Origin of the sequence: Prochlorococcus marinus str. MIT 1214, from assembly GCF_027359355.1 — a bacterium.
Lineage (GTDB): Bacteria > Cyanobacteriota > Cyanobacteriia > PCC-6307 > Cyanobiaceae > Prochlorococcus_B > Prochlorococcus_B marinus_F.
Genome location: NZ_CP114777.1, coordinates 443,744 through 465,626, shown reverse-complemented (window position 1 = coordinate 465,626; position 21,883 = coordinate 443,744). Strand labels below are relative to the sequence as shown.

At 34.3% G+C, this 21,883-nt stretch carries 36 protein-coding genes; 10 read left to right on the top strand and 26 right to left on the bottom strand.

Features of this window, described 5'->3' with window-relative positions; translation table 11 throughout:
- Window positions 1-766: 766 nt before the first annotated feature.
- The 8 genes from O5639_RS02685 to O5639_RS02650 all read right to left on the bottom strand — a co-directional run bounded on the left by O5639_RS02685 (window position 767) and on the right by O5639_RS02650 (window position 6,683).
- Window positions 767-901: a hypothetical protein gene (locus tag O5639_RS02685; protein WP_269624957.1), complete on the bottom strand. Its 135-nt coding sequence runs from the start codon at window positions 899-901 to the stop codon at window positions 767-769.
- Window positions 902-950: 49 nt separating this feature from the next.
- Window positions 951-1,142, bottom strand: coding sequence for a hypothetical protein (locus O5639_RS02680; RefSeq protein WP_269624956.1), 192 nt, complete (start codon window positions 1,140-1,142; stop codon window positions 951-953).
- A gap of 91 nt (window positions 1,143-1,233) precedes the next feature.
- On the bottom strand, window positions 1,234-2,709 hold the full coding sequence (locus O5639_RS02675) for a glycosyl hydrolase family 57 (RefSeq protein ID WP_269624955.1): 1,476 nt from the start codon (window positions 2,707-2,709) through the stop codon (window positions 1,234-1,236).
- A 199-nt stretch (window positions 2,710-2,908) separates the two neighbouring features.
- Entirely contained in the window at window positions 2,909-3,469 is a 561-nt protein-coding gene (locus tag O5639_RS02670) for a CIA30 family protein (protein WP_269624954.1), read from the bottom strand.
- A 214-nt stretch (window positions 3,470-3,683) separates the two neighbouring features.
- Complete coding sequence (locus O5639_RS02665; RefSeq protein ID WP_269624953.1) at window positions 3,684-3,857, bottom strand: hypothetical protein; 174 nt, start codon at window positions 3,855-3,857, stop codon at window positions 3,684-3,686.
- 134 nt (window positions 3,858-3,991) lie between these two features.
- Window positions 3,992-4,255, bottom strand: coding sequence for a hypothetical protein (locus O5639_RS02660; RefSeq protein ID WP_269624952.1), 264 nt, complete (start codon window positions 4,253-4,255; stop codon window positions 3,992-3,994).
- A 43-nt stretch (window positions 4,256-4,298) separates the two neighbouring features.
- A complete protein-coding gene (locus tag O5639_RS02655; protein ID WP_269624951.1) occupies window positions 4,299-5,828 on the bottom strand; it encodes a phytoene desaturase family protein in 1,530 nt (509 codons plus the stop codon).
- A gap of 93 nt (window positions 5,829-5,921) precedes the next feature.
- Window positions 5,922-6,683: a PAP/fibrillin family protein gene (locus O5639_RS02650; protein ID WP_269624950.1), complete on the bottom strand. Its 762-nt coding sequence runs from the start codon at window positions 6,681-6,683 to the stop codon at window positions 5,922-5,924.
- A gap of 581 nt (window positions 6,684-7,264) precedes the next feature.
- Between O5639_RS02650 and O5639_RS02645 the strand changes: the two genes are divergently transcribed.
- A complete protein-coding gene (locus O5639_RS02645; RefSeq protein ID WP_269624949.1) occupies window positions 7,265-7,882 on the top strand; it encodes a hypothetical protein in 618 nt (205 codons plus the stop codon).
- Window positions 7,883-7,955: 73 nt separating this feature from the next.
- Here O5639_RS02645 and O5639_RS02640 read toward each other — a convergent pair whose 3' ends face one another.
- The gene (locus O5639_RS02640; protein WP_269624948.1) at window positions 7,956-8,282 is read right to left on the bottom strand and encodes a hypothetical protein; all 327 of its coding nucleotides are present in this window, start codon (window positions 8,280-8,282) and stop codon (window positions 7,956-7,958) included.
- A 173-nt stretch (window positions 8,283-8,455) separates the two neighbouring features.
- Between O5639_RS02640 and O5639_RS02635 the strand changes: the two genes are divergently transcribed.
- On the top strand, window positions 8,456-9,043 hold the full coding sequence (locus tag O5639_RS02635; RefSeq protein ID WP_269624947.1) for a rhomboid family intramembrane serine protease: 588 nt from the start codon (window positions 8,456-8,458) through the stop codon (window positions 9,041-9,043).
- Window positions 9,044-9,134: 91 nt separating this feature from the next.
- Here the strand turns inward: O5639_RS02635 and O5639_RS02630 are convergent, their stop codons facing one another.
- From O5639_RS02630 to O5639_RS02590, 9 genes are all read right to left on the bottom strand, one after another.
- The gene (locus O5639_RS02630) at window positions 9,135-9,353 is read right to left on the bottom strand and encodes a hypothetical protein (RefSeq protein WP_269624946.1); all 219 of its coding nucleotides are present in this window, start codon (window positions 9,351-9,353) and stop codon (window positions 9,135-9,137) included.
- A gap of 179 nt (window positions 9,354-9,532) precedes the next feature.
- Window positions 9,533-9,736 (bottom strand): hypothetical protein, encoded by a 204-nt coding sequence (locus O5639_RS02625; RefSeq protein WP_269605866.1) that lies wholly within the window; start codon window positions 9,734-9,736, stop codon window positions 9,533-9,535.
- 51 nt (window positions 9,737-9,787) lie between these two features.
- Window positions 9,788-10,000: a hypothetical protein gene (locus tag O5639_RS02620; protein WP_269624945.1), complete on the bottom strand. Its 213-nt coding sequence runs from the start codon at window positions 9,998-10,000 to the stop codon at window positions 9,788-9,790.
- A gap of 59 nt (window positions 10,001-10,059) precedes the next feature.
- On the bottom strand, window positions 10,060-10,362 hold the full coding sequence (locus O5639_RS02615; protein ID WP_269624944.1) for a hypothetical protein: 303 nt from the start codon (window positions 10,360-10,362) through the stop codon (window positions 10,060-10,062).
- Window positions 10,363-10,390: 28 nt separating this feature from the next.
- Window positions 10,391-10,582 carry a hypothetical protein gene (locus tag O5639_RS02610; protein ID WP_269605861.1) on the bottom strand — a complete coding sequence of 64 codons (192 nt, stop codon included), beginning with the start codon at window positions 10,580-10,582 and terminating at the stop codon, window positions 10,391-10,393.
- 181 nt (window positions 10,583-10,763) lie between these two features.
- On the bottom strand, window positions 10,764-10,955 hold the full coding sequence (locus O5639_RS02605; RefSeq protein ID WP_269624943.1) for a hypothetical protein: 192 nt from the start codon (window positions 10,953-10,955) through the stop codon (window positions 10,764-10,766).
- A gap of 268 nt (window positions 10,956-11,223) precedes the next feature.
- Window positions 11,224-11,424 (bottom strand): hypothetical protein, encoded by a 201-nt coding sequence (locus tag O5639_RS02600; RefSeq protein WP_269624942.1) that lies wholly within the window; start codon window positions 11,422-11,424, stop codon window positions 11,224-11,226.
- A 63-nt stretch (window positions 11,425-11,487) separates the two neighbouring features.
- Window positions 11,488-12,405 (bottom strand): AEC family transporter, encoded by a 918-nt coding sequence (locus tag O5639_RS02595; RefSeq protein ID WP_269624941.1) that lies wholly within the window; start codon window positions 12,403-12,405, stop codon window positions 11,488-11,490.
- Between the two features lie 158 nt (window positions 12,406-12,563).
- Window positions 12,564-12,785: a hypothetical protein gene (locus O5639_RS02590; protein ID WP_269624940.1), complete on the bottom strand. Its 222-nt coding sequence runs from the start codon at window positions 12,783-12,785 to the stop codon at window positions 12,564-12,566.
- A 104-nt stretch (window positions 12,786-12,889) separates the two neighbouring features.
- Between O5639_RS02590 and O5639_RS02585 the strand changes: the two genes are divergently transcribed.
- Together O5639_RS02585 and O5639_RS02580 are read left to right on the top strand one after the other, a co-directional pair.
- Window positions 12,890-13,201, top strand: coding sequence for a DUF3764 family protein (locus O5639_RS02585; protein WP_269624939.1), 312 nt, complete (start codon window positions 12,890-12,892; stop codon window positions 13,199-13,201).
- 744 nt (window positions 13,202-13,945) lie between these two features.
- The gene (locus tag O5639_RS02580; protein ID WP_269624938.1) at window positions 13,946-14,143 is read left to right on the top strand and encodes a hypothetical protein; all 198 of its coding nucleotides are present in this window, start codon (window positions 13,946-13,948) and stop codon (window positions 14,141-14,143) included.
- A 125-nt stretch (window positions 14,144-14,268) separates the two neighbouring features.
- Here O5639_RS02580 and O5639_RS02575 read toward each other — a convergent pair whose 3' ends face one another.
- On the bottom strand, window positions 14,269-14,772 hold the full coding sequence (locus O5639_RS02575) for a hypothetical protein (RefSeq protein ID WP_269624937.1): 504 nt from the start codon (window positions 14,770-14,772) through the stop codon (window positions 14,269-14,271).
- Window positions 14,773-15,152: 380 nt separating this feature from the next.
- Between O5639_RS02575 and O5639_RS02570 the strand changes: the two genes are divergently transcribed.
- Window positions 15,153-15,326 (top strand): hypothetical protein, encoded by a 174-nt coding sequence (locus O5639_RS02570; protein WP_187152579.1) that lies wholly within the window; start codon window positions 15,153-15,155, stop codon window positions 15,324-15,326.
- 58 nt (window positions 15,327-15,384) lie between these two features.
- Here O5639_RS02570 and O5639_RS02565 read toward each other — a convergent pair whose 3' ends face one another.
- Window positions 15,385-16,023 carry an SOS response-associated peptidase gene (locus O5639_RS02565; protein ID WP_269624936.1) on the bottom strand — a complete coding sequence of 213 codons (639 nt, stop codon included), beginning with the start codon at window positions 16,021-16,023 and terminating at the stop codon, window positions 15,385-15,387.
- A 57-nt stretch (window positions 16,024-16,080) separates the two neighbouring features.
- Entirely contained in the window at window positions 16,081-16,941 is an 861-nt protein-coding gene (locus O5639_RS02560; protein WP_269624935.1) for a PD-(D/E)XK nuclease family protein, read from the bottom strand.
- 710 nt (window positions 16,942-17,651) lie between these two features.
- On the opposite strand from O5639_RS02560, the gene O5639_RS02555 reads away from it, so the two are divergent.
- Together O5639_RS02555 and O5639_RS02550 are read left to right on the top strand one after the other, a co-directional pair.
- Window positions 17,652-17,852 carry a hypothetical protein gene (locus O5639_RS02555; RefSeq protein ID WP_269624934.1) on the top strand — a complete coding sequence of 67 codons (201 nt, stop codon included), beginning with the start codon at window positions 17,652-17,654 and terminating at the stop codon, window positions 17,850-17,852.
- 439 nt (window positions 17,853-18,291) lie between these two features.
- Window positions 18,292-18,810, top strand: coding sequence for a hypothetical protein (locus O5639_RS02550; RefSeq protein ID WP_269624933.1), 519 nt, complete (start codon window positions 18,292-18,294; stop codon window positions 18,808-18,810).
- A gap of 113 nt (window positions 18,811-18,923) precedes the next feature.
- Here O5639_RS02550 and O5639_RS02545 read toward each other — a convergent pair whose 3' ends face one another.
- Entirely contained in the window at window positions 18,924-19,220 is a 297-nt protein-coding gene (locus O5639_RS02545; protein WP_269624932.1) for a hypothetical protein, read from the bottom strand.
- A gap of 70 nt (window positions 19,221-19,290) precedes the next feature.
- Window positions 19,291-19,458, bottom strand: a complete 168-nt coding sequence (locus tag O5639_RS02540) for a hypothetical protein (RefSeq protein WP_269624931.1) — start codon at window positions 19,456-19,458, stop codon at window positions 19,291-19,293.
- A 640-nt stretch (window positions 19,459-20,098) separates the two neighbouring features.
- On the opposite strand from O5639_RS02540, the gene O5639_RS02535 reads away from it, so the two are divergent.
- Window positions 20,099-20,365, top strand: coding sequence for a hypothetical protein (locus O5639_RS02535; protein WP_269624930.1), 267 nt, complete (start codon window positions 20,099-20,101; stop codon window positions 20,363-20,365).
- A 124-nt stretch (window positions 20,366-20,489) separates the two neighbouring features.
- On the opposite strand, the gene O5639_RS02530 is transcribed toward O5639_RS02535, so the two are convergent.
- Window positions 20,490-20,624, bottom strand: coding sequence for a hypothetical protein (locus O5639_RS02530; RefSeq protein ID WP_269624929.1), 135 nt, complete (start codon window positions 20,622-20,624; stop codon window positions 20,490-20,492).
- Between the two features lie 191 nt (window positions 20,625-20,815).
- On the opposite strand from O5639_RS02530, the gene O5639_RS02525 reads away from it, so the two are divergent.
- Together O5639_RS02525 and O5639_RS02520 are read left to right on the top strand one after the other, a co-directional pair.
- Window positions 20,816-20,977 (top strand): hypothetical protein, encoded by a 162-nt coding sequence (locus tag O5639_RS02525; RefSeq protein ID WP_269624928.1) that lies wholly within the window; start codon window positions 20,816-20,818, stop codon window positions 20,975-20,977.
- A gap of 158 nt (window positions 20,978-21,135) precedes the next feature.
- Window positions 21,136-21,300: a hypothetical protein gene (locus O5639_RS02520; protein ID WP_269624927.1), complete on the top strand. Its 165-nt coding sequence runs from the start codon at window positions 21,136-21,138 to the stop codon at window positions 21,298-21,300.
- A gap of 12 nt (window positions 21,301-21,312) precedes the next feature.
- Here the strand turns inward: O5639_RS02520 and O5639_RS02515 are convergent, their stop codons facing one another.
- Both O5639_RS02515 and O5639_RS02510 read right to left on the bottom strand, forming a co-directional pair.
- On the bottom strand, window positions 21,313-21,510 hold the full coding sequence (locus tag O5639_RS02515; protein ID WP_269624926.1) for a hypothetical protein: 198 nt from the start codon (window positions 21,508-21,510) through the stop codon (window positions 21,313-21,315).
- An 8-nt stretch (window positions 21,511-21,518) separates the two neighbouring features.
- Window positions 21,519-21,683 carry a hypothetical protein gene (locus tag O5639_RS02510; protein WP_269605828.1) on the bottom strand — a complete coding sequence of 55 codons (165 nt, stop codon included), beginning with the start codon at window positions 21,681-21,683 and terminating at the stop codon, window positions 21,519-21,521.
- Window positions 21,684-21,883: the final 200 nt, after the last annotated feature.

Genomic DNA, 21,883 nt, shown 5'->3' with positions numbered 1-21,883 from the left:
ATTGTAGGAAACTTTTATGAATACGATTGATGCTAAGAAAATGTCTCAAGACCAAGTTGATCCAATTGAAGATTATCTTGAGTGTGTAACATATTGTTCAATATCTAGCAGTGCGGAAGAGAACGATTGCCAAACTATATGTATGGAAAGGCATTTGAAAAGCTCATATTTTTAGACTTATTCACCAAAAATTAAAACTAGAGAAAATTACAGCTCTTTACTAATGCAATTAATTTTTGGAATCTCAAATTAGAGCCCTAAATACACTCTCTTATCTGGCGAGCAATAATAGTCGAAAAATCTATGAATAATCCAGTAGAAATAAGTATACATTCGCTTGATTGATAACAAATGTTTTCATGTTTAATATATGACTTGAGCAGTTCTACCTAGTCCTACTTAGCTGTTGATGTGGTTAAAAGAGCAATAGACTTGAGTAATCATTTTTAAAAATCTAATTTTGATGTTGGGGTAATAACAAAAGGTTTAAATACTTATGAAAAAAACGGACATAATTGCCATCTTAAAATTAGATGATATATAAACATTTTGGCTCATCCCATATCTTGGTATTGGCTTGTTGGCTTTTTTCTATGGATGGTTCACAACGTTTTGGTTCTTAATCGTAAAGTTAATATTGACAAAGAACGACAAATATCAAAGCGATTTAATGCAATATCAAGGCTCTATCCAGAAGGTACGTACATTTCACATAGATAATAATCATTAGTTGATTTTAATTATCATCAGCTCTTTCTTGGTTGCCTTAATAATGGGGTGGCTTAGAAGTTTCTTTAGGGAAATATTCTTCAGTTTCATTTTCATATGCGTCACCTTTCTTTTTGAAGTATTCCTCTGATGGATCGTAACCATCGTTGTCTGGATTGATTTTTCCTTTCATAGTTTAATATTTTTTTCTTTGGCGAGATCAGTGGATCTGTCAAAGTATGTTATCCAGCTATCGCATTACAAATAATTCCTGCTTTGGCCATTGAAATTAAAACAAAATGATGAAAGCTAGGAACGGCTTTGTCTAATGCTATGAGAAATATAAGCAATGACATTGATGTCATTGAAAGATATTGCATCCAATGAATACCTGCTTTATCCAGTCCATTTTTGTCAAAACTTGTACTAGTCATTTTCTTTAAAGCTTTGGTCGGTGACCTTAACGCAAAAAATTATTTTTTGCTAGTTATTTCTTTTTCTTTATTGATGCTTTTACAAAATTGATTAACTGCTCTGTGCTGAAATTTCAAAGTTTTTAATCACCTCTTCACCCTTTCTGAAGATTGTTTTAGCATATTCAGTCCATTTCCCCTGTCCCCAATAACGGAAGCAGCTAGTTTCTAATAGCAAAAGGTATAGGAGTGCTTCTTGATAGTCATGGGTTTTTGTTAACGCTGGATTTTGAACTAATAAATGGTCAAATGTTTCGTGAAAATAGGAACTAAGTTTTGAAATTGGTTCTAAAACATTTATATATCCATCTTCCCAACTCAAATCGTTAGTCCAACTGGCTCCACTCAAAGAAAAAGATTGATCTTCCTCTTTTAATTCATTTATTGCTTTTTTAACCAAAGTAGGAGTTATTGGCCCTGAGATTTTTTTCCATATTCTGTCTTGACCGACTGCTTGTATCAATGGATAACTATTTTCATCAATATTTAAAGTCTCCAGGAACGCGAGGTATTCAGATCCGTTCATAGCAATTGTGGGACTTTTGTCGGTTTTCGGACCAATTCTTTTATAAGCCTGAATAAAAGCTTGAGGAAATTCGTTCATCATTACACCGCCATTTTCTCCATCAGCAATTTGGGAGACTAACGAGGGGATAATATGTTGGCCTAAATATTGTTTTTTTAGCCCTATGGCCTCGTAATAAGGTTGCATTTGTCCAACAAGCTTGGTATCTGACCCTTGAGTTTTTATTAGTGAAAGAATAGAGATAGTCTCTCCATGACTTCCTTGTGCTTTGAGCATATTTGGAACATATTTCTGATCGTCTCTAAGACATGAGCCATCAAGATTTTGAACGCTATGCTCTTGAACCATTACCCAACAATATCCACATTCTTTTAGAGCTTTGATTAATTGAAAAAGAACATCAGGTTGGTTTGGAAGATGCATCTCGGGGAGAGAGAATCCTTTCACTCGATGCAATGCATCTTCACCGAATAATGACGAGAAGTGATGCTGCCAGGCTGTTATCTGTAATTTAAAGTCAGAAGGTGGAGTTGAAGAGGCTACAGCATGACTCCAAAAGGTTCCTAGCCATTCAACATGGGGTTGAACTGTGCAATCACACGTTAGGAGCTTTAATGATGAGAGAATATCCTCGCGACCCATTTGTTCGATTCCCCAAAGAAGATTACCGGAGTAATCAAGCATTATTTTGGGGTCATATCCTTCATCTATCAGGCTTGGAATGATTTCAGCTAGACGTTTGTAGCATTGAGCAAATGGTTCGGCATTGTGATTATCTCCTTCTGAAGTGTGTTCAAACATATATTGCAAATGTGAAATGAGCTCTCCATTGTTACCTGCTGGAATTGTTGGTTGATGCATATGGAGGGCACATGCAAATGCTGAATTAACATTCTCTAACCTTGACTTTTTTTCGAATTGTCTACTATCTCTTTCCTTATTTACTAACTTATTAATTTCAAATTCAAAACCACATATCGGTGGTAAGTCTTTGTTATTCATTTTATTGAGGTTATATATTTAAAGCAATCCCATTGAAAGGAAGTTTTCTGAATTAATTGGAGTATATACAATAAAAAAGGTTTTTCATAGATTTAGTTTGTTTTACGGTCCAATCCTTTGAGAAATACTTTTACTATACGTTGTATTTTTATTACCTATGGAACCAGAACAATATAAATATAGTTATTTTTTAATTGTGCTAATAGACACTAATCGATTGTAAAACAAAATTTATTTTTCCAGGCTTAAAGCCAGGATTCAATTCTCCTGGTTTACCAAATTTGGAATGTAGTAATTGAAATTGGGTTATAGATTCTGATTTAAATATGATTGGAAAAGAAATTTTTTTTGCTAGAACAGTTGGTTCAAGGCTTTCAAAAGGTACTTTGACAGTTGTTGTCCCAAATCTTTTTGTTTCTATTTCTGCTACCCATCTGAGCCCACCAGGTGATTTGTCTAAGAAAAATCCTCTTAATCCAAAAATTCCATATTTACATGACACTCCAAATTTTAAAGTTCGACCTTTACCTTCAATTTTTAATTCAAAACCTTGATAATTGGATAAATTTAGAACAGGTGAAAATATTGGAGATTTGCAACTAACAAAACCTCCTTTTTCCTCAACTACAACACCTTCCAGGGAGAGGCCTTTTGAGGAAGATCTACAAACTGCCTTACTTGAACCTCCCATAACAGTGTCGTTCAAAGAAAACCAATCATCAAAGTCACTGGATGACACGACTTTTGATGGCTCCGTCATTTTTTATCTACAATTTTTTTTACTCTATAAAAATTTTTTGTGAATCATGAGTTTAAAAATGTAGATTTCAATAGTTAAAGAAAAATACCTTTGCGTCTCGTTAAGTGATTCTTTTTGTCTTTGAGTTAATTTTTATTCACTAATAAGGCTGTTAGAATAGCTTTTGATCTGAGATGATTTGCTTGATCTGGCTTTAAGTTTTACCGATTGAAGGTCAATTATTAAAGAGAAGGCAAGCCGGAGATGATGGATTTATAGAGCATTCAGCATCCCAAAAACCTTCAACTTCGACACCTTCCCAATGATTAATCATTGTTTCTAATTCCTTGATTCTTTCTTTAGCGACATCAATTTTTTCAAGGATATTTGATGAAGCTTCTTTCTTCATGATTTTTCCTCGTTACTATTCTTATTTAACTACTAAATTGATATTAAATCTATCGATATAATTACGGATGTATTTGTTCCTATTAGAAATTGAATAAATGTATTCAGAGAACTTTTCTATTTTCTTATTTAAATCTATCTTTGGTTGAAATAGAACGAATTACAAAAATTACCAATATTATTTGTCTCAGCTTTAAGACCTGTTTTCTTTGCAATCACTTTGATCTTTGTATTTTTTTCTTTTAGTGAGTAGTCATTCTGATTAAGGTACATTGTGTAGTATTCCCTGCATAAATTTGATAGCTCTTTCTCTCTTGAAAATGGGATACGACCTACAGATATCACAATCAGAGCTAGAGCGATTACTCCTGTAAAAGCTTGATTGAGTGAGTTACTCATTTGATTTGTGTTTTCATATTGTCTATTAACAATAGCTGTTTTCTTATATGTCTAGCTCTTTGATTAGATCTCTTTGGAATTTGGAACCAAGAATTGTAGTGGCGGCCATAGCGCCACTGGCTGCTACTGGTGGAATACCGATCCCTGGGAATGTACTTGAACCGCACATTAAAAGATTTTTAATTGGAGTTTTATTCCCTGGGAAAAGCCCTTTTGCAGCTGATAATGCTGGACCGTAACTTCCATGTTTAGTATTTAGAAATCTTTGATGTGTAAGTGGTGTCCCTAGCATTTTTATTTCGATTCTTTCTTCTATATCTGGCACCAATTTTTTAATTGGTTTCCAGAAGACTGAGCATCGCTCCTCTTTTGTTTTTTCATATTCGTTAGTACCTATTTTAAGATTTTCCCATATTTCCCATGGCTCATTAGCAGGTGTATATCCGTGAAGGATGTGTTTGTTGTGGGGAGACATTGTTGGATCCAAGGCAGATGGAATAGAGAGAACTACTACATTTCTTTCGGCAGTAATACCTTTAGCCCAATCATCAACCCATATTGAATGGAGTGGAATATTTTCTAGTCCTTCTGCATTAAACCCAAGATGTAGATGAAGAAATGACTTGCATTTTGGAGTTATAGACTTTTCTTCTCTCCATTTTTGAGATATATCTTTTGGTATTAAATCAATGGTGTTCCAAATATCTGTATTGCTAACAATATGTTCTGCAAAGACTTTCTCACCATTTTTTAACTCAATTCCAATTGCTTTATTCCTTTTTATAATTATCTGACTAACTTTTGAATTAAGTTGGAGCTTTCCTCCAAATGAGTAAATTCCATTTAATAGAGCTTTAACGATAGATTCACTTCCTCCCTTTGGATATTCCAGGTAGGCATCTGGTTTAAACCAATCATCAAAAAGGGTTGCCATCGCAGCTGCATTGGTTTCGTCTTTCGATAAACCGCTTATTAGAAAGGAAAGTAAATCAACCCAATTTCGTAAAAATGGATCTTTAAGATGGTCATCTACTAAATTTCCAAAAGCACCTCCTAGGTATTTAAAAGATTTCAAGTGAGAGAGGAGTGTTTTACTACGTCTTAAGAGCTGAAAAATAGTTTCCTTGTTTTGATTTAGCGCTATTAGGGGAATTGCATTAGCTGCTGCACCAATCGGTTTAATCACTTGAATAAAATGTTCCCATTCTTTAATGGCATCATTTCCGCTTATTGAATTGATCTGATCAAAGAATCTTCTATCTCCAACTCCAATTGTGTAGTCGCCTTCAGGAATTTGAACATTCCAATCCTGATATTTAATTAATTCAACTTTTTGGTTAAGAGCTTTTAGGACTTGACCTAAAGGATTTGTCGTAGGCCAAGTACCTATTCCACTCCAAAGAGATGGTCCAGATTCAAATGTATATCCATTTTTCTGAAAGCCATGAGCGGCTCCTCCAGGTTTTGAGTGAGCCTCAAGAATTAAGACTTTTTTGCCAGCTTTTGCTAGCAAGCCTCCGCAACATAATCCTCCTATACCACTTCCAATTACTATTACTTCTGGATTTTTCATTTATTTTTTTAAAAGGAATTTTTCTTCTTTAGAATTTCTACTACAAATTCTAAAGAACTGCTTAAATGAAGTAAGTTTTAAGAAGGAATTTACTTAATTTTTTGTTTGGTTAAGAAGAGGAATTGATGGACGTATGTAAACAAATAATGCTCCGTGCATATCTCGAATGATTCTTAAATCTTCGTCAACATAGATCACTCTAATCTCACAAATTGGATTTTCTTTGTTCCATGGAAGAAGCTTCCATATGGTTTTAACTGGATACCACCTTTCCATGAGAATACTGTCTAAAAAAGGAATTTTTCCCAGTCCATCCACCTCTGATACTTTAGTCTTCTCTAACTCCATTGAAAGAATGTTGTCTTTTAGTTGAAGCCTTTTAGCCAGCGTTATGACTCGACCACCAAAGGTAGGTAAAAGCTTGAACCAACCAAGAATTGGGATGGTTGTAATTCCAAAGATAGTGGTATCAAAGGAGGAGATCATTTCTCCTTTATTAAAATTGAGATATTGACCGACTCTTCCTATTGTTGATAAACCAAATGATCCAACTTGTAAAAGATGAAGCTTGAAAAATAAATCGCTTTTTGATTTGTCGTTTAGAGCCTTTTCTATGGCTAAAAAAAATGGAGAGCTCCTAAATAATTCAACTGATGAGTAAATAAGCTCCCATTCACCTTCAATAGAATCCTGAGATATTTCATCTGATAGGGGTAGTAGATCTTCAACTAGTTTATTCATCTCTACTAATTTATTTTGGTACATAGGAGCAATCATCGCGTTCATCCTTTGACCTCTATCTGTTGCTGCTGCTACCTGGTAAATAAGGGCTTTGAGATCCTTCCTGTCCTGCATTTTATTGAATTGGTTAATTCGTACTTAACACCTTGACCTTAACTAAAATTTTCTAAAGACCTTGAGTTTATATACATATACGTTTACCAAGTAATATTTGTGCGTTTCTCATCGATTTGGCTTATAACATTTATATGATTACAACTAAAACCTTACTATTGACAATATTTGTTCCCTTGGCGTGTCTTAAAATTTTTGGATTCTATAAAAAAATACTCAAGGTCTCAGAACCGTCTTTAAAGCAAATAAAAGCAAAATTAGAAAGAACATTTTCAATAGATAGCTAGGTTGTTGCTCGAATTTTTGTTTTTTGTGTTTCATAGCGATTTTTGCTTACTTTTTAGATAATCAATAAAACTTAATTCCATCTTGATAGTCATTTTCTCCTTAAGTGAGACTTTACCTATCTATTTTCTAAACAAGCCTATAACTTAATTTTTGCGCTCCTTATGTCTTTAAATGAATAGTTTTTTATGTAAATTTATAAGATGCAGATGCTATTTACATCTACATGTAAATAGGTTGTTCGGTTTGGATACCCACAATGTGCTAGATGTTGTATATAGGTAATTCTTAATTCAATGTCTCAATTAAGTATCAAAGTTAGCGCTAAAGGCGAAGCCATGATCGCTACCCTTCAAAAGGAAATTTTTAACCGAAGAAGAAAAAAAGTAACACCATCACAAGTTGTTGAAACTCTTGTAGAGAGCGGTGCTAAGTCACAATCTGATAAGCGTTATGCTGCTTCTTGGAAAAACTTAATAAAGGATATTGAGAAAGCTGCAAAAGTTTCTGAGATTCATGGTAATAAGCCTGCAAATGTTAGTGCTGATGAGTGGGCTTTGATTCTCTCTCACCGTACTCGTAAGACTACGAGTGCTAAAAAAGCTTCAGCAAAACCCTCAGCTAAAAAGGCTGCTGTCAAGAAAACTGTTGCTAAAAAGGCCGTTATCAAAAAAACTGCTGCTAAAAAAGTAATTGCAAAGAAAGCAGTAACTAAAGCAGCTCCAGCCAAGAGCGCTGCAAAAGCAAAAGTTAAGACTTCTAAAGTTAAATCAGCAGTTAAGAAAGTAGCTTCTGCTCAAGCTAAAAAAGCAACTTCAAGCGCAAACTCAGTTTCAAAGAGAGCATCTAAGGCTAGAGCAGGAAGACCTGCGAAGCGTGCAAGAAAAGTTAGTCTTAAAGCTGTAAAAGCTTAGTCAAAAAGCCAGATCCGTTAAAGCGGCCTGAAAAGTGCAATGCTTTTCTCTGGCTATTTTAGTAAAGATGTCATTAGTATCCCAATCCTACATTGCCTTTTGTGTAGCCTTGGCAGTAGTACTTGGCATGGTAGTAGTGATTAGTAATATCAGCTTTCTCTCCTTCTAGTCCATCGATTCTTTTCTTGCCTAATTTCAATTCTCTTGCAGCCTTTTCCCCTGTAATCAAATCAGCGCTTAGACGTCCGCAAATATCATTCACTTTGAAGTCTTTCGCTGAAGGACCTCTGACATAGCCTGCAAAAATTGCAAGAAATAATCCAAGGGTTACAAACCTTCGGTGGTTTCTCCACCATTCATAACTATTGAGATTTAGTCTCTTTTTTACATCAATTTCCATTTATATCAATAATAGATTTGTTCACCTTAGGCCTTAGTCCTTTTCTTTATGGGTGATGTTCTTGATAGGTAAATATTTTAGCTTATTCACATAGTTAAAGAATTAGCCCTATTCGTTTTTCAATAGATCATATTCACGAAGTACGATTGGATTATTGGTAAATCTATTTACGAATGCTTGAGAAGATTTCAAAAGATGATTGGCAATATTTTGTCCCCTTTTTGGCTTGCACTATTTGCTTCTTTGCAACAGATTTCTTTGGAATAATTGATAAGGCTTCCATTGCTTATTGGTCTGGACGTTTGTTTTATGAGCCATACAGGATTATTACATCCCATTTTTTTCATGGTGATGTTAATCATTTATTGGCAAATATCTCTGGAATCATCGTAGCTAGATATTTTCTTAAATCTTTAAGCCTTCAAAGTGACTATTTCTTTCTGGCTTTTATTGTATTGATAATGCCTCTCCAAGCGTTCATTTGTTGGTGCGTAGATATTTTAATTTATAGAAATCCTATGTCTCTAGCCATTGGCTTTAGTGGTGTTTTATTTGGTATCGACGCGTTTATTCTAATGACTACAATTTATGGAAAGAAAAGATTCTTGTTCATTGGATGTCACTTAAACAAAGATCCAAGATTACTTAAATCTATTTCTGTGCTTACAGGTATTGGAATTATTTGGTCATTCTTACCTGGAATTAGTTTGTTAGGTCATATGTCTGGACTTTTGGCAGGATTTCTATTGTTTTGGCTCTAAACAAACTATTGATTTGATGTTATTGGTTCTTACGACAAACGTTATCTTCCGAATAGTAAAAAGCCTCAACTCAACTTTAATTGAGTTGCCTTCACTTCACTTGATAAACTTTTGACCTCCCATTGCACTTACGCACCGCCCATTCGATTGGAGATTTTAAACTTTCTTGTTCAACACAAATAGTCTGATAATTAGCCCATTTAGCTATTGGCCCTAGCCTTATTGAAATTAGTGCAAGGCTAAACGCACATAAAAATGCACACAACAGCAATGCAATTCCAGTAAATAGATCATTAAACTTGAACTTCATTTCTGTCAGATTGAAGTTCATATTTTTCTTTGTCTCACTCATAGAACTAATGGGGTGGAATAAAATGCCTCAATATTTAAAGTCTTATATACTGTTACTTCTTTTATGGTGGCATAGAGAATAAAAGCTGAATGAATTTTATAGATCTATTTATTGATAGTTAACAGTTGGAAATTTTCTTAGGTTTCTTCATTTGTCTTTTCCCCATTAAACATCCTTTTCTCCCCGATCACGATGGTTAACCATCCAAGTGCTAGAAGCCCTCCAGCTTGATAGTCTCCTTTTAGAAAATCAAATAGAGCGAGGGTGCTTGCAGAAATAGCAAGAGTACGAACAGCAAACCTTGCAAAGGTAATTTTCTTTTTTTTAATAGGTTTATTCATATGCCCATTTTGCAGGGACTAACTTCGTAAAACAAAATTTGCTTGGATGACTTATTGAATTTTATTCTTTTGAAAACATCTTGTTAATAGAATTAAATCTATCATTTCTTCTTTGTCGTAAGAAGATTGATCCTTTCCCCTCACACCGCTTCCCTCTGTTAAACCTTGTAATTCTAGTTTCTTTCTAATCAACATTTTTCTTTCTGCACTTGAGAGATTTTTAAAACGTTTTTTCCTTTCTTCACGACTTTCACTATTGCTCATTGGATTTGTTTAATAATAATTTGTCTATTAATAATGAATTGATAATTGTTTTTACTATTTTAATTCATTAAATAATTGTTATCTAGAAGTGCATCAATGACTTTTGCTCCTCTTGATTTATTCCCAAGAGAAAGGGGATTGGCCTTATCTAGTATTGAAGCAAAGCAAGTGAGCCAACTACTACCCTCGCAAACTTGAGCTGCCTCGCAAATGTGCTTTGGTGCTTTTTCTGTGCAACCTTGATTGCGAGAAAATTTAATAGATTCTAGTTGACAATCAAGTTCTAATTCTAGTAACGATATTTCGTCTTTATTAATCCATTCACCAGCAGCGTAGCTTTCAAGCAAAATTTGATAGTTCATTATTTAAATAGTTTTGTAGTATTGAGAACTAAGATCGAAAAAGTTTTTCTAAATCTTGCTTCACTTTCTCCAATTCATTTAGTTTTTTTGGGTTTGTTTTTTGCCCCCATTTATCTACTTCTCCAGTTCGACCATTTTTAATTGTCATCCTTATCCACCAAAATTGAAGACTCAAGAAAATCAGAGCAAAGAAAATTAGTTCAAGAGTTCCTTGTTTCATCCCAAACTATTCTAATAAATTGAACCTTTTCTCATCGTTGTACTCATTTTTCATGTATTGATTACTCATTAGGATCAACTTCAGTGATTTTTAGATTTAAGCCAACGTAAAGAAGAATACCTCCAATAAGAGGGGTCCAAAGCCCCAATTGGTTTAAATCATGCGATTGCAGAAATTCCATTTATTCTTCATCTCTTCTAATGATGATTTGGTTTGTTTTATATGCAGATACTACCCTATTAGCTATTTCAACAATAAATGAATTTGGACATCGTAAAGCTTCTTGTAACTCAGCTAATTCATCAGAAATAAACTCTATACTCCTTGCAATAACTGCTTGATGTTCTTCTTTTGGTTCCCATTCTTTAGCCATTAATTTTCTTGATAATGATCTGTTATTTTGTTAAGCATATTTGAAATTTATTTTTTATTTTGCAGTTGTTTGCGCTTTTATTTTTTCGCATGTGATCTTGACTTGCATCCATGCACTTTCTATCACTTCACTTACTTCATTTGTAAGATGCCATTCTTCAGGAATATTAAATATGAGTTAAACCAAACATGATCCCTTTTGAGATTGCCCATCCAATACCTAGACATATAGCAACTGTAAAAAGTGTTTTTAAAAGGTCCATATCCTTTTAGTCCCTTCCAAATGCAGTTCTTAACGAACTTGAAAAATCGAATTGAACCCCATCATTAGATGAACCTAGATTTTGAATTAGCTTTGAACTGGCAAATCTTGATTGGGTTGATGAATAAATTGATTGAGATTTTACTGATGATGATTTTACTGCCGCTGTTTTCTTTGCTGTCGCTTTTGTTGCTGTAGCTGAGGTCATTAAAAAAATTGTATTTCTTACAACTTAGACAAACTGAGTTAAAAGGCGATAGTTGTTAACTTTTTACAATCTTAAAATCATCAACCAAGCAGGGATTGATATGAGCGAGATAATCGTACTTAAGACAACAAGCGATGTGGCTTCATCTTCATTTCTTGACGCTGCTTGGGATATTAGTAAGACAGATATTGCTGTTGGCGCAGCTGATTGAAGTACTAAAGCCTCTCGCATAACGGTGGGTAATCTGATCGCTAGGGAAATGATCAACATAACGACTGGCAATCCAACCAGTTTCATGATTAAAGCATTTTTAATGGATGTTATTTGGATTTTTATTCTTGAGAGATTTGCTTTTCTTAACCAACTTAGACGCATTCCAACAATTACAAGTGCTAAAACAATTACAACCCTTGAAGGTATCCATAGTAAGGCTGTTAATTGTTTATTCCATGGTGATGAATGAACAATTAATGCGCCAATCAGTCCTTTTACAGCAGGGCTTCTAAAGATTGCTTTTATGAAATTCTGCCAATATCTATTAGAACTTAAAACTTTTGAAGGATCTGTTAGCAGTATTGGACCGATACTCCAAATTACTAATGTCGCACCAAGGTCAAAACCTATGCTGTAAATCAAAGCATGATTTGGAAGCAGTGCTAGAGAAACTGGTATTCCGAAATACCCAGTATTTCCGAATGCACTACCTAATTGAAGAGATCTGTTTGGTATTAAGTTTTTTATACCAGGAATGCGATTTAATAGAGTCATTACAAAGCCAATAGCTACCAGTGCTAAAGACGCAGATTGTATTAAAGGGAATTCAAGGCCAGACTTAAGTAATATCCCCATCAAGCTGATAGGAATTCCATAGCTCATTAAAGGACGAGATATCGTTAGGGATAAATCTTTTTTAAATCGTCCTAGCAAATATCCTATTAAAAGACATGGTATTAATTCAGCTAAAAGAAAGATTATTTCCAACTGAGTAAAGCAAATAGCATTTTATTTTTTCTGAAATTTATGAGTAGTTCTATTGATTCATTTCTTTATTTTAACTTTAGTTTATCTTTGCTTGTACTATTAGGTTTTGCACACATTTTATTTTTCACTGATTGAGAAAGTTTTAATTCGCAATAACCTTATTTCTCCTTGTAAATACTTTTTTCTGAACATCCCAATGTTTCTCCAAAAAGAATATCTGTGCACATTGCATTACATAAAAGATAAACGACCCAACTGGCAAGAGGAACACCAACTAAATAACTAAATGGGTGTTTTACTTTGATGAACCCAACAGTGGCTACTGATAAAACAACAATCAAGTTGATGATTCGTTTGAGGTTTTTTCTTGTTATCTGCATAAGCTATTTCTAGCAGAAACTTTTCTTTTTTATCTAGTTTTTACAACAACTGTTAGTCACTTGTGTTTTGTTTGAGTATTGTTCGCGCAGATTAAAGATTATCGATGTCTTCTACTGTTACCTCAGTTTTTACTTTTAAGGTCGAATGCACCTTTGATGAGTGGGCTGCAATCTTCGACAGCAAAGAAGCTACCAGAAGGCATAGAGAGTTTAATATTCAGCCTTTGTACAGAGGGTGTAGTGATGAAGACCCTCAAAAAATAATTGTTATACATCAGCACCCAGAGGGGGATATTGAGAAATTTATAGAAGCCAATGGAGACTGGATGGCAAGCCACAGAGTCGATTTATCTACAATGGAGAAGTCTGCTTGGACTTGGACCGACAACAGAAGTGTTCAGTGTAAAGCCGCTTAATAAAATATAGGCCGTGTACTTATGTCCTAGCTACATATCATAATCCAGAGTTTTATTCTTACCAGTCAGTTTAATTCATTAATAGTTGTGCATATCTTAATTATCAAGATTTGCTATATTGATTAAGTATTTCTCTATTTAAGAATTTTTTGTGCATAGAGATGTTGAGTTATTAAAAAATTGAAATTGTATTAAATAACTCTATGGGTATTGATATTATTCCAATAAATAAAATTAGAATCGGGAGGTTCCACAATATAATTAACTGAATAGACTTAAACTTGGTGAATTTAAACATAGCTAGTAATCGGTACGCTTGAGTCCCCATAAATGTCCTTGGTCTGAAGCTTTTACAATTGCTTTGTAAATATCTAAAGTCATAACTTTAATTAAATCGAATAACAATTTTAAGTTACCTTTCTAATCACTTGCTGTATGTAGGGAGAAATACAAAATATATAAAGTAAAAATTATTAATGTAATTAGTTTATCTAATAATTGATTATTTATTAACCTCGTTATTTTTAAGTCTTTTAAGATTTACGTAAAATCTATAAAACGTAGTTTAGCTTACATAATTTAGCGCATATTTTTATAAAGAAGTTAGATTCGAAGTTATCTGAGATCTACTAGGTCTAAATCATTAAGACTTTAGATTCGGTTTCCTGTCCAAAAATTGTTCGGTAGATATCTTTCAGAACTATTTTGTTGTTTTTAGTATTGAATTCATTGAATTTTTGAAACATGTCCTCAAGACCTATTACCTCCTGTAAAAGATATGCTGTTAGCTACCGCGATTTGTCTAACAAAAGACATGAGTTAGGGTTTTATGCTATTGATGCTTTTGAGGCTAGACAGCTAGCAATTGAGTTCAATAAATTTGTTCGTGAACATCCAAATTCTATTGATAGGATTTCTCTCAGAAATAAAGTTGTTGCTTGATGCCTCTACGCTTCTAAGACGTTTGGTAATTATTAATATATGTCTAGAGGGATTGATTTTTCAACTAAACACTTTTAGAAGAATTTGCTCAACAAAATATCTAAGGGTTTTTCAAAGTTGCTAGCTTATTTATCTTTTATCCAAAGAGCAAGTCCTCCACCCTTTCCCCTAGCTGACAACCATTTACCATTTGGATCGATAGCTATTAGTGCAAAAAATGGTTTCTTCTTTTGATCCGGTGCCGGTAGAGATTTATTTAAAATAGTCAACGAAGCTAGTTTTATTTGGATGCAATCAAAAGAAAAGGGTAATAATGGCTGCTTCCTTTCTAAATTTGCGTAGCCACTAAATCTCAGAGTTAATAATCCAAATTTAATTGAGTTGGCGATAGTAAAATTCTCTTCTTCTGCATTTTGTCTATCCTTTTTCAACTCTAGACTGGCTGAGAGAACCTGTAGCAAAGTGCTTGAAATCGAGTCTTCTTTATCTGATCCCTGCTTCCAAACTGAATTAAATTTCCACAGCCCTAATAGAGATTCAAATTCAATGCCACTCCCTTCTATTCTTGCGTTTTTTTCTAATTCTCTAAGTTTGTCTAGAGAAGGAAGATCCATTCTATTTCCGTCCATTTCAATAAATTCGTTTAGATAATTTTAATCAGCTATCAGACGTCGAGTGGTTTTAACCTTTTTAATTTTTCAGCCATGAGTAGTTTTCAGTTAATTATTGGCTTAATTGTACAATTATTTATTCATATGTTTTCTTTCAATATCTAACTTTCATTATGTATCTTATGAGACTTTTAAATATTTAGGTCATAATTAGAAACCAATAAGAGAGTGAGTCCCTAGTTTTGACTAATGAATGTAAAGCAAGTACATCACTCTTAACAGTAGGACTAAATTTATTTATGCTTATTTTTTTGCTTTTAGCTATTTAGGTCATAATATTCAAGCTATGGACGGTGCTTATTCTTTTTGTTTGAATGGAGTGTTAATTAACTTCCCAAATGACTACCTTTAGAGAAAGAATTAATTCACATCTCCCGATAGTGCTTCAGTTGTTAAGCACTGCATCCTTGGTTGTGATCGCTCTGTCTGCTATTTGTGGATCTCAATCATTGAAGAAATTGTCTTCTGCCCATGAAATGCCTAGTTCGGCAGAAGTGCATCATGATCATTGAAGTCCTGATCTTAAAAAATGTATAAAAGGGCTTGTATAAGCCCTTTTTTTGTATGATTTTATAGGAAGGATAATTGGTCGGCATTAGGTTTGTTAATTGGCTCGGCTGTCCATTCTTCTGGGTCCCATTTAGTCATTAGCGGTTTTAAAGCTTTAAGGTCTTGAGCATTTTTAACTGAAGAGATCCATTCTTCTTCTAGCCCATTTGGAATAATAACGGGCATACGGTTATGAAATTGTTTGACTAAATCATTTGGTTCTGTCGTTAGCACACAACAGCTCTCTAGTTCACAACCTTCCTTAGACATCCATCGATTCCAAAGTCCTCCTAACCAGAAAGTTTGAGAATCTTTTCTACCTATTAGGTGACCTTTTTCTAGAAAACCACTGGCTGGTATCAAACATCTCTTATGCCTCCAGCTTGCACGAAAAAGTTTCTTCTCTTCAACACTTTCTGATCTCGCGTTAAATGGCTTTGGCCTTGTGTTGTCAAAAGGGTCTTTACTCCACTCAGATATAAATCCCCAAAGCATTATGGATGTTTGTGTCTTGCCTTCATTCTTAAGTACAAGAATTGGAGAACCTGGTTTGATTAATAATTGTGGTTCATAATTTTTACCCAATCCCTTTGGCACATCTTTTTTTAAAAGATCAGGTAAATTTATGAATTTTGTTAATAGCTGATATCTTCCGCACATACCATTAATCCTTTAGACGTTTTTTGATAAGAATCATTTTTAAAACTATTAGCGTTTTTAAAATAATGGCAAAGTTCCTTGTTTAATTTCTTTTTGACTTGAATTTCCTGAAAATAGTATTTTCGAATATTGATCTGCATAGGCGCAGTTCTTGCATGAAGGATTTGATTCTGGAATCTCTGATTGATTCATTAGTGAGACCATTTCATCTAGTCGACTCTCTATCCAATCATTCCTCCATTTGTAGGGAACAAGATATTCATCAAAACGCATGGTCTTATTAAATTCATCTTCATCCCTTTTTGCATTGCAAACTAGAAAATAAGATATTGGATGAACACTAAAACCCATCCCCGAGAGTATGTAAGCATAAAAGTCCATTTGAATTTTATAGGCCTCGTGAAAAGGATCCTCTAAATAATCTTTCTTATCAACTCGTCCGTTTTTTGCTTGTGATTTGTAATCCACAATTATTAGTTGTCTTGTAATAGTGTCTTGCCAAATATCGTCTACACCTCCAGTCAAAATTATTCCGGTATCCTTGTAACGATGCATTAGTCCCCGATGAAGTGAGTTTCTCCAGTTATCTATTTCAGGATGATCAAATGGAACAACATGAGATAGTCCATTAGATGCAAATATTCTGTGTGGAACCTGTTTTTGTCTGCAATCGTCAAATTCTTTTTTTAGTAATAGGTCAGTAGTTTCATTGAGAGTCCAACCTGGTGTCCCAGGAGGATCAAGACCTCTTACCCTATCGAGATAAAAGCACCTTTGACACGTCAGAAAATTTGAGAAACGACCTCTACTAATTTTGAAATCTTCTTGTTGATTTGGCTTATATAGAGAAGATTTGCGACTTCGAAGGCCTGTGGCCTCAATTGGTTCTTTTTTGCTATTTCTTTTGAGATCAATCATTTTGTGTAATCACATAAAGATTTCAACTGGTTTTATTCGATAGATTTAATTTCTTTAGCGCAATTGTCTTTTTCCTACCAATTAACAGATTTAGAACCTTTTTACTTAATAGAGAAGGATTTTTCAATTAATCGTTTTTAAACCTTTATAAGCTACTTTTTCTAAGATTTAGGTAAGGACATATTTTTTTCGCTCGCAAGTTTATTCAAATAACAAAAGTTTTCCACAGATCATATGTGCTTAATATTGACGAAATCCCTCTATAAAAGGTTTTCCAATAAAAAAGACCCTAGGTATGGTGTCCTACGGGTCTGGGTGATGGGGATACTATTTCTAACCCTATTTTCCATATAAATCAACCCCCCCTACAGATGGTGTTCATTTAAGCCTGAGATAAAACATATGGTGCTTTAATGTTGCCTAATCTGATTGATATGATTATTATTTTTGAAAAGCTGGGTGATGGGGATCCTTCAGCAGTTTATTTTGCCCTCATGAGATGAGGGCTTTTTTATTGCTTTTTTGTTTTGTGGTGGACTTATCCGTTTATTTTTTTAATTAGCCTTTATATCCTTGAAGTATTCATCGTGTTTGAGCATGTTCTTTGTTTGATTGTTGGTATTGCAGGCGACATATTTTAGATGTTTTGAAATATATGACTTGACATTACCTATTGGTTTTTGCTAGTACAAGTGTACTGCTAAACGTAAATGACTCCATCTGCTTCCCCGTATGCTGTCTTTAAGGCTGAAGAATGGGTATCTGCCGTAGCCCAACCTATTGGAATTGGTCAATGTCTACGACTCACCCCAAAGAAACTTGCACCGATCAGATCTTCGGTCAAGAAGAAGTGTGGCAATTCCTTGAGAAAGCGACTCTCAAAAAAACATATTCAGCTTGCGTTTGCATGACATGTCAACATTTCAATTATTCCAGCGACAAGTATTGCAGAACAATTCTTTCGTGTCATGTTCATCGTCGTCTTACTCCTCATGGAGACCATTTGATTTCACGTTGTCTTCTTTGGATGCGGCAACGAGAGAAAGAGATTGGTTGGTGTCCAGAGGTAGCCTGATACTTTGAATAGATTAATTTGTTTATTAGTGTTACTACGCCATCTTTGATCAGCATATGAGGTCTATTAGCTTTATTGACTAGCATTGTTTTTATTAGTTTTTTGTTTTTCTCTCGCCCACTAGATATGGCTTTATAGTTAAGATCGAATTATTTGAAGGTATCACTTTAAATGATATTGATAGATATATAAAAATTTAATTGTCGGTTAACCATTGACTATTGAATTGAATACCCTATATGTGATAGATGTATTAAGAAAGTAATTTTTGAGTTATGTCTCAGTTATCCATCAAAGTTAGTGCTAAAGGTGATGCCTTAATTGCTACCTTGCAAAAGGAGATCTTTAACAGACGTCGTAAGAAGGTTACTGCTTCTCAAGTCGTTGAAACCCTTGTTGAAAGCGGTGCTAAATCTCAGTCTGATAAACGTTACGCAGCTTCTTGGAAAAATCTAATTAAAGATATTGAAAAAGCAGCTAAAGTTTCTGAGGTTCATGGAAATAAGCCAGCAAATATTAGCGCTGATGAATGGGCTTTAATTCTTTCTCATCGCACACGTAAAGGCTCTGCTCCAAAAGCTGCTGCAGCAAAAAAAACCACAGCTAAAAAAGCAGTAGCTAAAAAGCCTGTAGCTAAAAAGGCAACAGCAAAGAAAGCAGTAACTAAAAAGCCAGTAGCTAAAAAGGCTGCAGCCAAAGCTAAAGCGGAGGTTTCTGCAGTTGTTAAGCCAAGTGCTGGTAGACCTGCTAGACGAGCACGCAAAGCCAGAAAAGCACCTGAAGCTGCTAAATAAAGCTTACCCAGACCGTCAGGCGGCATGAGAGGTTCAATGCCTCTCACTGGTATTTTTGGTAGATATCTTGTTTATATTTGTTTGGATCTGTTTCCTCAGGTAGGCCTCTTTCTTTAATCAGTAACTATTAAACCTGCATTGCATAGAGCGTTGAATACCTTTTTTTTGCGCTCCATTGTTTTTTCTGTTGGTTGAAGCATATCAAGTATGGACGCAATACAACTTATTTCATAGGAACCCTGGGAAATGAGTGCTGCATCACATATTTCATTATTAGCAATTACAGGTTCGATACCAGTGAATTTCAATTTCTGAATTGATGCTTTTAAAACTTGCTCGAGATATTCTAGTTGTTCGTTATTCAATGTCTTTCTGTCTACATAATCCATTAGAACTAATGAGGGAGTCACTACTAAATCTACAAAAAAATAATTTAGCTGCTTTTTAGAAATATTTTGATCTCTTTGGATTTTTTATCTTTTAGTTGTCTTTTTTATTCATATCGGTTTTATATGCATTGAGAGCCTCTTTAATTCTTCCTGGCGCAAAAGGATTTTTACCTTTTGCTTCTTTCATTGCTTCTTGCCATGCATTGTCGATTTCTTTCTTTGCTATCGGATCGTTTTTGAAATTTGTGTATAGCTTCATCAGATACCAAGTGCTTAAAACTAATAGTCCAAGACCTAATAAATACATGAGACTGTCTCGATAATTACGACAATCTAACCAATTGAATGGAAATTGCGCCTATAAATATAAAAAATACGTATTTGCTATGCCTCTTATCGTAGATCCTTCTAAAGATACGAGTAATGGAGTTGGGAAGATTTTTAGAACAATCAATATCACACTCGCCATCGCACTACCTTTGTCAGCAATTTTGGTGACTATCTTTTGGGGCTTAAAGCATGGTTTCAGTAGTTTCATTTGATTTCAATGGAGACATCATTTTTTATCCAAATAAAGTTTTAATGATTTGAACAAATAATTTGAGACTCCAAAATAAGATGCCACCATAAATAAATCCTGCCAGGCCAGAAGCCCAGTCATTGAAGAATTTCCATGAAATGATTATCACGAGGATTCCAAGTAAGAGTGAATATGTAGCCATTATTTTGTTATCTCTTTCAAGAGACGCTTTGTGAAAAATTTTAGAGGTCGGTATACCTAACTTTTCAGTAGTAGCAACCGAAGTGAGTTGTATTTACCGAATCATTTTCTACGGTATGCCTCATCCCTAACTAAATCAATTTAGGACAGAGTAGTTGTGTACTCCGAAAGAAAAGTTATGTACACTTCACTCTTCGACACTTTTTTCTCTGATTCTTTAATTGCACCTACCAGAACTGTTTATGTGGTTTCTGATAGTCAGCTTGAAGAGCTTAAGCGTAATCAACGTCAAGAGGAACTCGACAATATCGAGGACTCCAGAAAAAGACTAGAAGAGAGCTATCAAGCTCGTATTAAAGTTCTTGATGAACGTCAAAATGAGATAAATGAGGAACTTAAGGCTTTGTCTCCTACAAAGGTTAAGGCTGCCCTTAATAAGAAGTAGCTGTTAGTTGGTCTGAAGAATGTGTTTTTTAGCACCTCTACTATTTAAGTGGAGGTGCTTTTTTTTAGTAAATGTACAAATGATTTTTCTCAAAGCATTGTTTGTACCTAAATCGATGAAAGTGTTAATTGTCTAGATTCTTTTTTTGGCTTTCTTCAAGTGCCTTGTTACCCTCTTTGAGGGTTGTTCTGACCCACCAAACTGAAATTCCTGCAATGGCGATGCCTAATGTCATTATTGAAATTATTGTTGGATTCACTTGTTATAACCTTTAATTGCTTGGGTTGATTTTGCTTTTTAAACAGCTCATTAGATGTCAAAAATTGATTTTCCCTGATTAAAGATATTTTAATTGATGACTCTAAAATAATTTAAAAGAAAGATGAGGATAAATTCACTTGCCATAGGCCTTCTTGATGGCTTATACCGATAATAATTGAAGAGAAATCTATGAAACTTCAAACTTCATTTAGCGTCCCCAGAGACAATATGGGTGACATAGGTAGAAAGCACGAGTTAGTCAAAAGAGGAATGACAGCGATAGCTTCATACTGGGAGAGAGAGTGTGCTTTAAATCCTTCCTCACCTGCATGTCTTATTTTTGATGACTAGTAGTTGATAGGACATAAGGAAATATATTTTCCTTTAGCAAATAGTTTATCTTTTACTTCTCAATGAAAAGTGTTATAAAATTTTGGTTTAGATTATTACTTTCCCTATTTTTAGTAATTAGTGTTTGCTTCCAGTCAGTTGAAGCCCAGCAGGTGTTAATGACATCGGATGTTGATATTGAAAATGATGAAGGCTCAATGGATTCAAAAAGTATTGATGATCTTTTAGGCCCAGATACAAATTTTCCATTTGATCCAGCAAATCATAGAGACGGGTCTAATCCGATTAAAAGAATTGGTAAAATAAGCGATGATAATTTGTAAGTAAGTATCTTTTTATTTTCTAAGCAAAAGTTCTAAACGTTTTTTTTGTTCTTCAAGAGATTCGGTCTTTTCATTTCTTTTTGCCTCCATTCTATTTTTTATAGACTCATCAGCTTGTCTTGCGATACTTGCTTTTCTAAGGAAGACAAGGATTGAAATCACTGCAAATATAAGTGCAAGTGAACCCAATGGAACTATTGTTGCGCTCATTTCTTCCATTAGTAATTACAGGCGTTATATAAACGATTAGCTTTCTGTTGATCCTCACATTTTTTTAGTTTCGTTTCTAACTCTTCCATCTCCTTTTGAGCCTGATTGATTAATTCCAATGACCATTGCCAGTTTCGCTCGTTGCAATGTTGTTTTGCAGAATCCCAGTCCATGGTTGGATTGCTTTAATAATGGGTGATTTGGTCGAGCAGAACTCTTTTACTCCCAGAGGATAACAAGTTTATGAACTAAATATTGTGTTTTTATCTTCTCTTTGAAAACTTTATTTGTATTAACTTTGGGGATATCATTTTAACCCCCACCTTTGATCCTCATTTTTACTCTGCCTCACTTAAGCTCGAAATATCATTTT

Excerpts from the sequence above, each read along its gene's own strand:
- O5639_RS02685 (WP_269624957.1), bottom strand. The coding sequence starts at position 901 with ATGAAAGGAAAAATCAATCCAGACAACGATGGTTACGATCCATCAGAG.
- O5639_RS02680 (WP_269624956.1), bottom strand. The coding sequence starts at position 1,142 with ATGACTAGTACAAGTTTTGACAAAAATGGACTGGATAAAGCAGGTATT.
- O5639_RS02675 (WP_269624955.1), bottom strand. The coding sequence starts at position 2,709 with ATGAATAACAAAGACTTACCACCGATATGTGGTTTTGAATTTGAAATT.
- O5639_RS02670 (WP_269624954.1), bottom strand. The coding sequence starts at position 3,469 with ATGACGGAGCCATCAAAAGTCGTGTCATCCAGTGACTTTGATGATTGG.
- O5639_RS02665 (WP_269624953.1), bottom strand. The coding sequence starts at position 3,857 with ATGAAGAAAGAAGCTTCATCAAATATCCTTGAAAAAATTGATGTCGCT.
- O5639_RS02660 (WP_269624952.1), bottom strand. The coding sequence starts at position 4,255 with ATGAGTAACTCACTCAATCAAGCTTTTACAGGAGTAATCGCTCTAGCT.
- O5639_RS02655 (WP_269624951.1), bottom strand. The coding sequence starts at position 5,828 with ATGAAAAATCCAGAAGTAATAGTAATTGGAAGTGGTATAGGAGGATTA.
- O5639_RS02650 (WP_269624950.1), bottom strand. The coding sequence starts at position 6,683 with ATGCAGGACAGGAAGGATCTCAAAGCCCTTATTTACCAGGTAGCAGCA.
- O5639_RS02645 (WP_269624949.1), top strand. The coding sequence starts at position 7,265 with ATGTCTCAATTAAGTATCAAAGTTAGCGCTAAAGGCGAAGCCATGATC.
- O5639_RS02640 (WP_269624948.1), bottom strand. The coding sequence starts at position 8,282 with ATGGAAATTGATGTAAAAAAGAGACTAAATCTCAATAGTTATGAATGG.
- O5639_RS02635 (WP_269624947.1), top strand. The coding sequence starts at position 8,456 with ATGCTTGAGAAGATTTCAAAAGATGATTGGCAATATTTTGTCCCCTTT.
- O5639_RS02630 (WP_269624946.1), bottom strand. The coding sequence starts at position 9,353 with ATGAAGTTCAAGTTTAATGATCTATTTACTGGAATTGCATTGCTGTTG.
- O5639_RS02625 (WP_269605866.1), bottom strand. The coding sequence starts at position 9,736 with ATGAATAAACCTATTAAAAAAAAGAAAATTACCTTTGCAAGGTTTGCT.
- O5639_RS02620 (WP_269624945.1), bottom strand. The coding sequence starts at position 10,000 with ATGAGCAATAGTGAAAGTCGTGAAGAAAGGAAAAAACGTTTTAAAAAT.
- O5639_RS02615 (WP_269624944.1), bottom strand. The coding sequence starts at position 10,362 with ATGAACTATCAAATTTTGCTTGAAAGCTACGCTGCTGGTGAATGGATT.
- O5639_RS02610 (WP_269605861.1), bottom strand. The coding sequence starts at position 10,582 with ATGAAACAAGGAACTCTTGAACTAATTTTCTTTGCTCTGATTTTCTTG.
- O5639_RS02605 (WP_269624943.1), bottom strand. The coding sequence starts at position 10,955 with ATGGCTAAAGAATGGGAACCAAAAGAAGAACATCAAGCAGTTATTGCA.
- O5639_RS02600 (WP_269624942.1), bottom strand. The coding sequence starts at position 11,424 with ATGACCTCAGCTACAGCAACAAAAGCGACAGCAAAGAAAACAGCGGCA.
- O5639_RS02590 (WP_269624940.1), bottom strand. The coding sequence starts at position 12,785 with ATGCAGATAACAAGAAAAAACCTCAAACGAATCATCAACTTGATTGTT.
- O5639_RS02585 (WP_269624939.1), top strand. The coding sequence starts at position 12,890 with ATGTCTTCTACTGTTACCTCAGTTTTTACTTTTAAGGTCGAATGCACC.
- O5639_RS02580 (WP_269624938.1), top strand. The coding sequence starts at position 13,946 with ATGTCCTCAAGACCTATTACCTCCTGTAAAAGATATGCTGTTAGCTAC.
- O5639_RS02575 (WP_269624937.1), bottom strand. The coding sequence starts at position 14,772 with ATGGACGGAAATAGAATGGATCTTCCTTCTCTAGACAAACTTAGAGAA.
- O5639_RS02570 (WP_187152579.1), top strand. The coding sequence starts at position 15,153 with ATGACTACCTTTAGAGAAAGAATTAATTCACATCTCCCGATAGTGCTT.
- O5639_RS02565 (WP_269624936.1), bottom strand. The coding sequence starts at position 16,023 with ATGTGCGGAAGATATCAGCTATTAACAAAATTCATAAATTTACCTGAT.
- O5639_RS02560 (WP_269624935.1), bottom strand. The coding sequence starts at position 16,941 with ATGATTGATCTCAAAAGAAATAGCAAAAAAGAACCAATTGAGGCCACA.
- O5639_RS02555 (WP_269624934.1), top strand. The coding sequence starts at position 17,652 with ATGACTCCATCTGCTTCCCCGTATGCTGTCTTTAAGGCTGAAGAATGG.
- O5639_RS02550 (WP_269624933.1), top strand. The coding sequence starts at position 18,292 with ATGTCTCAGTTATCCATCAAAGTTAGTGCTAAAGGTGATGCCTTAATT.
- O5639_RS02540 (WP_269624931.1), bottom strand. The coding sequence starts at position 19,458 with ATGAAGCTATACACAAATTTCAAAAACGATCCGATAGCAAAGAAAGAA.
- O5639_RS02535 (WP_269624930.1), top strand. The coding sequence starts at position 20,099 with ATGTACACTTCACTCTTCGACACTTTTTTCTCTGATTCTTTAATTGCA.
- O5639_RS02525 (WP_269624928.1), top strand. The coding sequence starts at position 20,816 with ATGAAACTTCAAACTTCATTTAGCGTCCCCAGAGACAATATGGGTGAC.
- O5639_RS02520 (WP_269624927.1), top strand. The coding sequence starts at position 21,136 with ATGACATCGGATGTTGATATTGAAAATGATGAAGGCTCAATGGATTCA.
- O5639_RS02515 (WP_269624926.1), bottom strand. The coding sequence starts at position 21,510 with ATGAGCGCAACAATAGTTCCATTGGGTTCACTTGCACTTATATTTGCA.
- O5639_RS02510 (WP_269605828.1), bottom strand. The coding sequence starts at position 21,683 with ATGGACTGGGATTCTGCAAAACAACATTGCAACGAGCGAAACTGGCAA.